General features: G+C 59.6%; 6 protein-coding genes and 1 pseudogene. 4 read left to right on the top strand and 3 right to left on the bottom strand.

The window, feature by feature from the left end:
- Positions 1-3: 3 nt before the first annotated feature.
- A complete protein-coding gene (locus X728_RS163700; protein ID WP_023830476.1) occupies positions 4-2,214 on the top strand; it encodes a xanthine dehydrogenase family protein molybdopterin-binding subunit in 2,211 nt (736 codons plus the stop codon).
- Between the two features lie 1,137 nt (positions 2,215-3,351).
- Complete coding sequence (locus X728_RS163695; protein WP_023708043.1) at positions 3,352-5,415, top strand: carbamoyltransferase; 2,064 nt, start codon at positions 3,352-3,354, stop codon at positions 5,413-5,415.
- A gap of 644 nt (positions 5,416-6,059) precedes the next feature.
- Here the strand turns inward: X728_RS163695 and X728_RS163685 are convergent.
- Positions 6,060-6,698 (bottom strand): FMN-binding negative transcriptional regulator, encoded by a 639-nt coding sequence (locus X728_RS163685; RefSeq protein WP_023672382.1) that lies wholly within the window; start codon positions 6,696-6,698, stop codon positions 6,060-6,062.
- 49 nt (positions 6,699-6,747) lie between these two features.
- A complete protein-coding gene (locus X728_RS163680; protein ID WP_023709150.1) occupies positions 6,748-7,392 on the bottom strand; it encodes an XRE family transcriptional regulator in 645 nt (214 codons plus the stop codon).
- Positions 7,393-7,480: 88 nt separating this feature from the next.
- Between X728_RS163680 and X728_RS163675 the strand changes: the two genes are divergently transcribed.
- Together X728_RS163675 and X728_RS163670 are read left to right on the top strand one after the other, a co-directional pair.
- Complete coding sequence (locus tag X728_RS163675; protein ID WP_023685532.1) at positions 7,481-8,626, top strand: PLP-dependent aspartate aminotransferase family protein; 1,146 nt, start codon at positions 7,481-7,483, stop codon at positions 8,624-8,626.
- Between the two features lie 548 nt (positions 8,627-9,174).
- Positions 9,175-10,821: an MFS transporter gene (locus X728_RS163670; RefSeq protein ID WP_023704122.1), complete on the top strand. Its 1,647-nt coding sequence runs from the start codon at positions 9,175-9,177 to the stop codon at positions 10,819-10,821.
- Positions 10,822-11,226: 405 nt separating this feature from the next.
- Here X728_RS163670 and X728_RS1000000172180 read toward each other — a convergent pair.
- Positions 11,227-11,620 (bottom strand): annotated as a pseudogene (locus tag X728_RS1000000172180) (nodulation factor fucose acetyltransferase NolL); the annotation flags it as partial.
- Between the last annotated feature and the right edge of the window lie 597 nt (positions 11,621-12,217).

A 12,217-nucleotide genomic window follows, 5' to 3' on the forward strand; every position in this document is an offset into this window, starting at 1 on the left:
GGCATGTCGCAGTTTCTCTCGAAGCATACTGCCGTGCGGCCCACGCGCCGCTGGTTCCTCGTCGGCGCGGGCGTTACCACCGGCGGCCTCGCAGTGGGCTACCGGCCAGTGCTGGCCGCGCCCGACATCGCACAAACGACCCCTGCAAAGGTTCCGGCGAACCCCTTCCAGACCTATGTCGAGATCACAAAGGAGAACCGAATCATCATCCACTCCTCGCAGTTCGAGATGGGACAAGGCTCCTATTTCGGCATCGCCACCCTGGTTATGGAAGAGCTCGACGGCGACTGGGCGCAGGTGGACGTGGTCGGCGGATATGGCAATACCGCGTTCTACGGCAATCTCGCCTGGGGCGGGGCCGCACAGGCAACTGGTGGCTCCACGTCGATGGGCTCGTCGTGGGAACGCTACCGCAAGGCGGGTGCTGCCGCACGGGCCTTGCTGGTGGCGGCCGCGGCGCAGCGGTGGGACGTGCCAGCCGGCGAGATCAAAGTCGCTTCCGGGGTCGTGTCGCACGCCTCAGGGATGCAGGCGCGCTACGGTGACCTGGCTGAAGCCGCAGCGGGAATGCCGGTTCCCGACGACGTGCCGCTAAAGCCGCGCGACAAGTGGGCCCAGATCGGATCGGACAGCCTCAAGCGCTACGATTCCGCCAGCAAGACCAACGGCGCGCAGACCTACACGATCGACCTCATGATGGAGGGACTCCAGACGGCCGTTATGATCCATCCGCCGAAGTTCGGCGCCGAGATCGAGAGCTTCGACGCAACCAAGGCCAAGGCACTCGACGGCATTGTCGATGTCGTCCAGACGCCGCGAGGCCTTGCCGTGGTTGGCAGGGACACCTGGACGGCGCTGAAGGGCCGCGACCTCGTGGAGGTGACCTGGAACGAGGAGAAGGCCGAAGAGCGCGGCACGGCCGAGATCATGGCCGAATACAACAAGGCAGCAGACGATCTGGGCGCGGCCACCGCGCGCGACGACGGTAACACTCCCGCAGCGTTCGCCAGTGCTGAGAAAATCATCGAGGGGCACTACGAATTCCCCTATCTTGTCCATGCTTCGATCGAGCCACTCAACGCGGCCGCCCGAATCAACGAAGACGGCACCATCGATGTCTGGGGCGGACACCAGATGCCCGACCTTTATCAGGCGGCTGCCGCTCAGGTAGGCGGCACCACGCCGGACAAGGTGAGGCTGCACGTGATGAAGACCGGCGGCAGTTTCGGCCGCCGCGCGGTCTTGGATGCAGATGTCATTATCGAAGCTGTTTCCACAGCGCGTGCACTGGGACGCGGCAAGCCAGTGAAGGTGCAGTGGACCCGCGAGAATGACATGCGGGGTGGGCGGTACCGGCCGGCCTATGTGCACGCAGTCAAGGCGGGGCTCGACAAGAAAGGCAATGTCGTCGCTCTCCATGACCACATCGTGGGTCAATCGGTCTTGGGCGGTTCGACCTCTGCGGCGATGATCAAGAACGGCATCGATCCAACCTCCGTAGAGGGCGCCACCAACCTGCCCTATGCGATCCCGAACCTGAAGGTCGAGCTGACCACCACGGACGTGAACATCCCGGTGCTGTGGTGGCGTTCGGTAGGCTCCACCCACACCGCTTACGCGGTGGAAACCCTGATCGATGAGCTCGCCGCCGCTGCGAACCGTGATCCGGTCGACTTCCGCTTGTCAATGCTCGGTCACCATCCACGGCATGCCGCCGTGCTTAAAGTGGCTGCTGAGAAGGCAGGCTGGGACAAGCCTCTGCCGGAAGGCCGTTTCCGCGGCGTGGCCCTGCATGAAAGCCTCTCGACCTATGTCGCCGATGTGGTGGAGATCACCCTCAACGATGAAAATGGTTTCAAGGTCGACCGCGTCGTCTGCGCGGTAGATTGCGGCACCGCGATAAATCCTGACCAGATTCGCGCTCAGATGGAGGGCGGTATCGGATTCGGGCTAGGTGCGATCCTCCAGGAGGAGCTGACCCTGAAGGGCGGTGTCGTAGACCAAGAGAACTACGATACCTATACACCGCTCAGGATCGAGCAGATGCCGCGAGTCGAGGTGCACATTGTGCCGTCCGAGGAGCCGCCCACGGGAGTTGGTGAGCCAGGTGTGCCGCCGATCGGCCCGGCCGTCGCCAACGCGCTACGGGCGGCGACGGGCAAGACTATCCGCAAGCTGCCGATTATAAAGAAGATGTCAGGAATGACACCATGAAACAGCCGCGATGAAGATCGCGCCGTTTTCGAACGCCTCCTGACAGGCGCTCATTTCCATGGGTCAAATTCCGGCGGCTGCCCGCTCGAATATCCGGTTTGGACACGGCACCCCGTGTTCTGAACGACCACAGACGGGCCTTGGCGCCGGTTCCACTGAAGAACCGCTTTCGAGACGCAAATGCTCCACTCCATGAAGAGCACAACCTATGGAAAGCTCACAGCTAGCTACCTCCATCGCTTCGGAGACCCAGGAACCCTCAGAAAACCGAACCTCCAGAGCTCAGAGGCGCTCGTGATCACAATCGCGCTGGTGCGTGGATCATTGTTCAAGGGTTTGTCAATAGGCAGGCGAGATGGCCGATCGACATGATCTTCGCCCGATGCCCTACAAACACAATGCCAGCCGCTGTCACGGAGTCGCGAAGACGAAGGCAATGAGGGTCGACGCCGATACTCATCGTTTGGTTGACAGAGCGCTTGGAATGCCATGCGCTTCAGATCGGAGTAGCCATCCGGGAAGCCTGAAGCGCTTTGAAAACGCATGTGCTGCGGCTGTTATTCATAGCGTGGATGACTTTGATCAAAACAATCGATTTCATCACTCTTCCGGAATCGTGCATGGACAAAAAAGAGCCTCACGCACCAATCACACGCTGCTCTAACGCGTGACGAAAGCTGCCTTAGGTATAATCCAAAGGAGAAAATCTTCGATGCGCCCTGACGTGCAGTGGAGGTCGTGCCGAGAAAGTGAGTTGCAACTGGCCGACAATGTCGCGCGGTGCGACCATGGTCGCTTCGGAGAATGAAATCGGGCCAGTTCACGGGGGCGGTACTGTTATTCGTCGACGGCCGCCCTTCCCAAGAACAGGCGGCATCGCAAGTTGGTTCTGCCGATGAAAACAACATCGCCGGATACATGTCAGCAGCCGCTCAGGATTGGATGATCCAGCCAAGCTCTCGGCGTGATGGCACTGTAGGCGTCACAGTCGAAGCATCTCATTGATCGTTTATGGGGCTTTCTTCGATGCCGCTGATGCCTGACGGGCGGTCGCAGCTGCAGGCGACAACACGGCCTATTTAGTTGGAACAGTCGAGGTAAGCCAATTTGGCTTCCCGTTACTATTTGGAGAAAGAAATGCTGTGTCTAGGAATCAGCGGCGGACTTGACCAAGTCCATGAAAACCGATTCGAGCGTCCGAACGCCTTTATGCACGATGGCGCCGCGGTGCTCGTCCGAGACGGAAAGGTGATAGCCGCCGTAGAAGAGGAACGCCTCAATCGAATCAAGCACTCGAACAAGCTGCCAAGTGGTTCGATTCAATACTGTCTCTCGACGGCCGGGGTTCAGCTCAGCGACATTGATCGTGTCGCGGTCTACGCCAGCGAGCCCTATGCCAACGCCATGCTTGAAGGTATGTCCGCTTCCCAACCGGACATTCTCTCCACTCCGTTGGATGCTAAAATGTTGGTGCAGAACCTGTTAGCGCGTGAGTTCGGCACTAAGTTGGACAGTTCGCGTATTTCATTCGTAGGGCATCATCAGGCGCACGCCGTGAGCGCCTTTGCAATGTCGGGCTTCGAACAAAGTCTCATTCTAGCGATTGATGGCTGTGGTGATTTCCTGTCGGGCCTTGTGGCGGTAGGGTCTGGCACAGAAATTACGCAAATCGAGGCTTTCCCGGAGGACAATTCTCTTGGGCTGTTTTATCTCGAGACGATCCGCTGTCTCGGCTACGGCATGTTCGACGAGTATAAGGTAATGGGACTCGCGCCCTATGGCGACCCCGCTCCCTATCGCGAGCTCTTCGAGCAGTTGTACGAGCTCTCCGCCAACGGTGGCTACCGTGTTCACCTCGACCGCATCGGTCCGGCGTTGCTCCGCAACATCGAGATCAGGCGAAAGGGAATGCCTTTCACCCAGCAGCATCGAGATGTGAGTGCGTCACTGCAGGAAGCGCTTGAGCGGATCGTGTTCCACATTCTCCGGCACCACCGTGAGGCCACCGGCATGAAGCGGTTGTGTCTGGCGGGAGGGGTAGCCCACAACTGCACGATGAACGGCAAGCTGCTGTATTCAGGGCTTTTCGAAGACATCTTCGTGCAACCCGCGTCTCACGACGCTGGCTGCGCATTGGGAGCTGCGCTGATAGTCTCTAACGAGATGGGCCGCCCCGCGCCGCGTGAGCGACTGCAGGAGGTCTATTGGGGTCCTGATCTCGGGAGCGACCGCGCCGTGGAACAGGAACTGAATGCATGGTCCGGACATCTCGAGGTTGAACGCTCTTATGACGTAGCGAGCAGTGCAGCCCACTGGATCACCAACGGCGCCGTGATCGGCTGGGTGCAGGGTCGTTCGGAGTTTGGGCCACGTGCGCTGGGCAACCGCAGCATTCTTGCCGACCCTCGGCCCGCTGCAAACAAGGACCGGATCAATGCCATGGTCAAGAAGCGCGAAGGCTATAGGCCTTTCGCACCATCTGTGCTGGAAGAGGATGCGAGCGAATTTTTCGACCTCCCGGACGGTAAGCACGAATTTCCATTCATGAATTTCGTCGTTCGCGTGCGTGACTCAAAGCGCGCCTTGTTGGGTGCCATTACGCACGTCGACGGTACGGCTCGGCTGCAAACAGTATCGCGCGATGCCAACCCAGCTTACTGGGAGGTCATCAATGCCTTCAAGAAGCGGACAGGCACTCCAATTCTGCTCAATACGTCCTTTAACAACAATGCTGAACCGATCGTGGATACGGTTGCAGACGCGATTGCCACATTTTTGACGACAGAGCTGGATGGACTTGTGGTCGGGCCCTTCCTGGTAAAAAAACGGGCTGCAACGCTGCAGGATTGGACTGCGCTTGCGATTTCATTGCCTCCCTCAGTCTCCCTCCATCAAACCCGTGCTTACACAGCGCGAGATCATCAGGAGACTGTCTGCGAGATTATTCCGAACCACTCCAGCATTGACAGTGTGCGAATTTCAAACGACTTGTTTAATCTACTGATGCGGATCGAGGGCGAAGCCGTGTTGCGAGATCACCTCAATATGATTGAGCCGGATCAGGCCAGGCATGCAGCTCTAATGGAGGGCCTGCGAAGACTGTGGGAGCAGCGCCTGGTTCGGTTGCATCCCTCACAAGCTGGTCGGATGGATCATGGGTCCGATCAAACGCTGGACCAGCCCAATAAGCAATCAGCCTGATAGAGATGCACCTCAAGCTCGGCCAATCAAGGGTGTTTGTCGACCCCGCCTGCGAGCTCCCGCTGTGATTACGGGGTCGTCGCCTACGCGGCGGCGCCCACCAACATCTCCATCAGTCGCTTCGGCGACAAAGCCAATCATCTCCCGTAAGAGCAAGTGCTTTCGGGCAAGGTCTGCAGGTTCAAGGAGTTCGTTGAAGGCGCCGCCAGCTGGAGCTGCGTCGAGCGCATCATCGCGCATGGTCGAGCTCGGCGCCCAAGGGAAATCGCCCAATTCGACACGCGTGCGTTTGCGCCTCATTAAAAACCGCTGCGCGGGTGGTCGAGGTGAAATCGGAAGTCCGTCTGTGCCAGCCGACGACGTTCCCGCAGCGCATCCTGCACATCGCCCTCGATCGCATTCCTCAACTCGCGACATACGACGGGGCGCAGGCGCCGGAAACGAACCCGCCCACCGCAACCTGCAAACTCCCGCCTGTCCTCACGACGGAGCAATCCTGTCGCCTGACCAGGCGCGTGGAAAAGCATCACAAGGGTGACCACAGCGTCGCTTCAGGCCGTCAAACGCTATTGCCGTGCGTCAAGGCGGACTAGGTGACCCGTCGGGAAGCCGGCACCAGCGGCTTTGTCGGGACAAGACACATGCTATTGGGATTTGACCGCCGCAGCCGCGAGCATCGCTTCTCCCATCGCAATGGCCCCTTGGGCACGCAGCATTTCGCCAGGGTTCTGAATGTCGCGCAACTCTTTGTTCTGGCTGAGTTTTGATTTTCCAACCAGGCCGGTGATCTCGATCTCCAAGGCGACGATTGCCCTGACCATCGTGTCGATGAAGTCCTTCGGCGCGTCGCCCATCTTCCATGGGACCGGCTGCGAGGCTTCTTGCATGTGAGTGAGCTTCGCCACGTTGCGGCGCACATACCGCTCATCATCCCGGACAGTGATGCGTCCGTGGGCATGGACGACGAGATAGTTCCAGGTCGGCACCTGCTTGTGGAATTCATGCTTGCTCGGATACCAGTTCGGCGAGATGTAAGCGTCGGCCTCACGGAAGATTACGAGAACCTCATCGCCATTGGCGACTTCCTCCCAGACTGGGTTCTTGCGAGCGACATGGCAATTGAGAACGCCCTTGTCTCCCTTCGAGCGGTCAAGCTCGAAAGGGAGGTGGTTCGCGTCCAGCGTGCCTTTGCTTTGGGTGACGAGGATACCCAGCGGGTGTCTCTCGATAAGGTCAAACAGGGCGTTCTGATCAGGGACGGCAAAATGAGGCGGAACGTACAACGGTTTATCTCCTGTCGCGAATGTGCGGTTGTTAGTAATCGGCGGGGCCTTACGGAACGTGCCCCTGAATCTTCGCTGCCGTCGACGAGTGCCCCGGATTTCGGTGTCCACCACGCTCAAGCACCGCCATCGTGAAGTGGGCGGGCACATCAGATGCCGCCGCATATGAGTGAGGTTGGTCAGTGACAAGCCGCGCACTCTCGCCTTCGCTTAAAATTTCCACGTGGGTACCTACCACAACGCTCAGGGCACCCTGACTGACCGAGATCAGCTCGCGCGTATCCGGACTATGAGCGTCCGCGGAAAACACATCGCCCGGCATCATGACCCAGCTCCACAGTTCGAACATCGTGCGTCCCGAGGTCGACGAATGCAGTTGCGCAGAGCTTCCCTTGGCGCTCGTCCAAAGCCTCCTGGTCTCTGTCCGCTCGATGGGAAGGCGCACCGTGGAAGGGTGCTCGTTCAACAAATCGGCCACCGAGAGCGAAAACGCCGCCGCCAGCCGACACAGTATGCCGATACTGGGGTTCGCCCTACCCTGCTCCAGCGCGACCACGGTTCCCTTCGATAGGCCACTTAGTTTAGCCAGGCGATCCAGGGTCAGGCTTTGGTCACGCCTCAAGTCTCGGATCCGGGCTGCTATCGCTTGCCCAAGCGCTTGCTCGGCATCAAACGCTTCCGTAACATTGGTCATTATATTGACTTGGGTCCTCGGCTCACGTATTGCGGTCAGTATAATGACCGGCACGAAATTGCAACTGCCCGTTAGGAAGGAATAACCGATGCGTTTTGAGACGAAGGCGATCCACTGCGGCCGAGGTGTCGACGCGTCCACGGGGGCCGTATCCATGCCGCTGCACACCAGCACGACGTTCGAACGAGGCGCCAACGGGTCATTTCCGTCCGGCTTCGAATACACAAGGGATGGAAATCCGACACGCAATGCGTTCGAGGCGGCCATGGCGACGCTTGAGGGAGGGGGAGACGGCATCGCCTTCGCTTCGGGCATGGCCGCAATCGCTGCAGTTTTCGAGAGCCATCCGTCGGCGGGTCGGATCGTTCTGCCGGATGACATGTATTTCGGCATTCGTTCGCTGATCGAAGAGACCGACATTGGGTCTCGCTTCGACTTTGCCCCCGTCGACATGCGCGATTTGGACGCTTTGCGCGCCGCGGTGACATCGAAGCGGACTGGCCTCGTCTGGGTCGAGACGCCGTCAAACCCGATGATCCGCGTTGTCGACATTGCGGCCATCTGCGCAATCGCGCACGAGGCAGACGCCTTGGCGGTGGTGGACAATACGTGGGCCACCCCAGTGCTTCAACTGCCACTCGAAATCGGGGCAGACGCGGTGATGCACTCGGCGACAAAGTACATTGGCGGCCACTCGGATTTGATGGCCGGTGTCGTCATTGTCCCAAACGCGTCACCCCTCGGTCGCCCATTGCGGATGGTCCAGAAACACAAGGGCAGCGTCGCAGCGCCCTTCGACTGTTGGCTGGCGTTGCGGGGCCTGCAGACATTGCCGGTCCGCATGCGCGCCCATTGCGAAGGCGCCCAGAAAGTGGCCGAGGCCCTGGCGTCTCATCCGCGCGTCGAAAAAGTGCTCTTTCCTGGTTTGCAAACTGATCCGGGACACGATCTTGCTACGCGGCAAATGAGCCATTACGGAGCGATGCTATCCTTTATCGTCGAGGGCGGAGCCGATGCTGCAATGGCCGTGGCCGGCCGCCTGAAGATTGTTGTCCGGGCGACAAGCCTTGGCGGGACGCATTCTCTGATAGAGCATCGCGCATCCGTTGAAGGTGCGAAGTCCAAAGCGCCAGGCGGATTGCTGCGAATTTCTGTAGGGCTTGAACATCCTCAGGACATTATAGATGACCTGATGCAGGCCCTAGGCGAAACCTGCAAAGCGGGAGTCCAATGACGGGTGCAAGAACTCTGGCGCCGCTTTACGTGACGGCTGGCGCAGCCGACGATCGGCAGAACAATGTTCCTGCTGAGTAGAACGCACGTCCTCTGGTGAACCGCTACCGCCGTGTCGCATTGTCTCGGGCGTGGTGGTCGCCTGGGTGATGAACGTCTTCGGGTTTCCGGACGATGGCCACGCGCTCGACCGGATAGCGGAAATACCCAGATTTGCCGTTGACCTACTGCTGCTCGACCTCGTCGGAGATCGCGGTCAACAGATGGGATGGATGTGCTGGCACTACGGCAGTTTGACAAGCCGGCCATCGGGGCGCTAGCACCGTCCAAAGCCAAGAGTCGCAGGGCAGAACTGACCGCACCCAGCTGGCTGCGGGACCCATCAGCTAACGGCCAGGTTGGTACCTCAAGGCGCATCAGCACCATGGATGTCACATTGTCCTTGTTGCGAGCGCGATTTCGGAACTTCGTTGTGACGCAGTCTGTGCACAGAGCGCACCGCTGTAAGCAAATGAGCGGACGAACGACACCCAGTGGAGGAGAGAAGTGATGCGGCGTCAAGATCCTCCGCGCTTTGCGGCAAACACACTGATCCCTCTTCACAACCCGGTCTTTCGTTCTATCTGGACAGCCACGCAGATATCCAGCCTTGGCTGGCTGGTGCAGAGCGTGGCTATAAGCTGGCTCATGGCGACGATTTCAGCCTCCGATCTAATGGTTGCGCTCGTACAGGCTGCATCGACACTGCCCGCGTTCTTCTTGTCGATCCTTGCTGGAGCCATTGCAGACAGCTTCAGCCGCCGCGGCGTGATGCTTGCCGGACACTGCCTTATCGCACTGGCATCCACGGCGCTGGCACTCGCTGTGGGACTGGGCTTTGTTAGTCCATGGCTGATCCTGGGACTGAGTTTCTTGGCCGGATGCGGCTTTGCCTTGAACGATCCAGCATGGCACGCGTCGGTAGGCGATATCCTGGAAAAGCGCGACATACCCGCCGCAGTGACGCTGATGTCGGTGGGCTACAACGTGGTTCGGAGCATAGGACCGGCGCTGGGCGGTGTAATCTTAGCTTTGCTAGGCCCCCTTACGGCTTTCGCCCTCGCTGCGCTGAGTGACTTGGTCCCGTTGAGCGCTGTTCTGCGCTCAAAGTGGCAAGTTCGCTTTTCGCCTCTTCCGCGCGAGCGGATGACTACGGCCATTCATGATGGCATGCGATTCACGGCAATATCCTCAGAGATCAGAGTGGCGATTGTGCGTGCAACCCTATTCGGGCTGTCAAGCATCTCGATCCTTGCTCTGCTCCCCCTCCTGGTTCGCGACCAGCTGGCGGGAGGGCCAATTGTTTACGGGGTGCTATTGGCTGGCTTCGGCACAGGCGCCTTCATAGCCGGCATTGGCAGCAGCTACTTGAGACGCATTACGTCCCAGAACCGATTGATCACGCTCGCATCCGTTGCTTGCGCAACGTGTTGCCTTTTGATGGCCCTCACATCGTCGGTGGCTGTGGCGGCGATCGCGCTTGCAATCGGTGGCGCTGGCTGGGTTGTCACCTGGACCGGAACCGACGTGTGTGTGCAGTTGGCAAGCCCAAGGTGGGTCGTTGGTCGGACCCTGTCCATCTATTACGCCCTGACCTACGGCGGCATGGCAGCGGGCAGCTGGATCTGGGGTGCTGTCGCGCAGTACTATTCGCTGACGTGGGCTTTGGAAGGTGCTGCAGCGGCACTGTTGCTGGTCGCGGCTGTGGGAAAGCTATTGCCAGTGCGGCTATGGGAGGAATCGGATCAAGCGGCCGTCGACTTCAGGCCACCAGAACTGGCCCTCCCTTTGAAACCCAGGAGCGGTCCGATCGTGATCAAGGTGGAGTACTCGATACCCGAGGAGAGTATCGATGAATTTCTGAGCTGCATGCGCGAAAGGCGGCGCGTTCAGAGCCGCGCCGGTGCGCGGGACTGGACCCTCCAGCGCGACCTTCAGAAGTCGACGCTTTGGACCGAGACATTCCGCACGCCGACATGGACGGACTATCTTCGTCTAAACCATCGGCTGACGGTGAATGACAGGGAGGTAGGCGAGCGCCTTGCCGCTCTGCACATGGGTGATTCTCCGCCTCGCATCTCACTTTCAATCGAGCGGTCGACAAGCCCCGCCCCCGGCAGCCAAGTCCAGCCTGTGCCTTTTGTATCGCGCCCGTGAGATAACCAAGACTTGTCTGGGCTTGGACACGGAACGAGCTACTCCTTGATTTGTCGAGCCTGCCCGGATTGCAAATCGTTCCGGCCGGTTAGGCGAGCATGAGAATTCGCGCGGCAATTATGTCAATCACGGGTCCCATGTTCAGCCCGCCCCCTCTGCCGCCAGATCGGCTTGAGCACGGATTCAGGTCGCCCATCCTTTGCATAGCGGCGGGCAACGAATAGCAAGGGGGCGGAGGGTATCCTCGTCTGCGAAGCGGGCAGAGGAGGAATCCGCAAGGCGGGTTGCTGGGGAGAGGGGTCGCGCGCCTCTTTCCGCCTCACTTAGAAACGTGCGGCCAAGCACGTTCATGTCGGCCGTGGGCGGCCGCAACAATTGCCTACAAGGCGCAAGCGTCGTCACATATTAAGCGTAGTCGCGCGACAACCATCCGTGGTCACGCGCAATCCTGCGAATTGTCAAGCGGAGACAACGATCGCGGCACCAAGCAAAGTGGCGAACCCGATTCTGCTCGGGAGATCCCAAAGCTCTCCGAACCCTATTAGATTCATGAAGCGAAACACGGCGCCCTGAAGCAGGTAAAGCAGCAGTGTGCTCTGACCAAGCTCCACCGCAACAAAGCGAGCTACGCGAGTTGAATGGCCAACTCTCCAGCATAGGAACATAAGCTGCATTGTGACTGCAGCAGTTGCTACGGAGCCAATGAACATCAGCAACACTTGTCTCGCCGACTCTCCATCGTGATCGAAACGAGATTGTTGTAGACGTAAGTCTCCCTTCCCCAAACAAGAAAGCACACTCACGGCGTGCCGAGCAGCTTGGCCAAGGAGCCGCACTGGGGCCTCCGGAGTGAGTGTTATCGCTCAAGCAGCCACGTCGGCGCGGCCTAAAATCTTCGATGAGCGCGTCAGGAGAGCGTCGATCTCCACATTTCTTCCAGGAGATCGTCCCCACATCATCATGGCCACGGCTCTAACGGGCTGGTGCCCTCCCTTTCCCGTTTTTTGTCTCGATGCTCGGTTGCGCCGCCCGCCGGGGCAAGGCAAAAAAATCGTCGAGGCTGAGCCCCCACTGCGGCTTCGGCGAAATATTCATCCACGGGTTCGCATCACCGCGGGCAGCGGGCGAGTTCGTCGATAGGAGTGCGGATGGAAGTAGGCGATGCACATCGTCACCAGCGGCTCAGATTGTGTGAGCTCCACGGCTCGCTGGTTTCCGCCGACGACGGCGCGGACGGCATCGGTATGCGCAGAGCGGGTCCGTCGGCTTGGCGTCAGTTTCGGGGCAAGGGGCTATTGCTGGTCGCGCGGCGCTGAGTTGGGCGGAAGGATCGACGGCGCAACCCGGGGCTCCCGCGCGACGAGCAGGTTTTTTTCCCGGTCTGACCTGGCCTCGA

Source organism: Mesorhizobium sp. L103C119B0, assembly GCF_000502235.1.
Classification (GTDB): domain Bacteria; phylum Pseudomonadota; class Alphaproteobacteria; order Rhizobiales; family Rhizobiaceae; genus Mesorhizobium.

What these genes read in the sequence shown, in the direction of transcription:
- X728_RS163680 (WP_023709150.1), bottom strand. Translation starts at nt 7,392, where the DNA reads ATGACCAATGTTACGGAAGCGTTTGATGCCGAGCAAGCGCTTGGGCAA.
- X728_RS163700 (WP_023830476.1), top strand. Translation starts at nt 4, where the DNA reads ATGTCGCAGTTTCTCTCGAAGCATACTGCCGTGCGGCCCACGCGCCGC.
- X728_RS163695 (WP_023708043.1), top strand. Translation starts at nt 3,352, where the DNA reads ATGCTGTGTCTAGGAATCAGCGGCGGACTTGACCAAGTCCATGAAAAC.
- X728_RS163670 (WP_023704122.1), top strand. Translation starts at nt 9,175, where the DNA reads ATGCGGCGTCAAGATCCTCCGCGCTTTGCGGCAAACACACTGATCCCT.
- X728_RS163675 (WP_023685532.1), top strand. Translation starts at nt 7,481, where the DNA reads ATGCGTTTTGAGACGAAGGCGATCCACTGCGGCCGAGGTGTCGACGCG.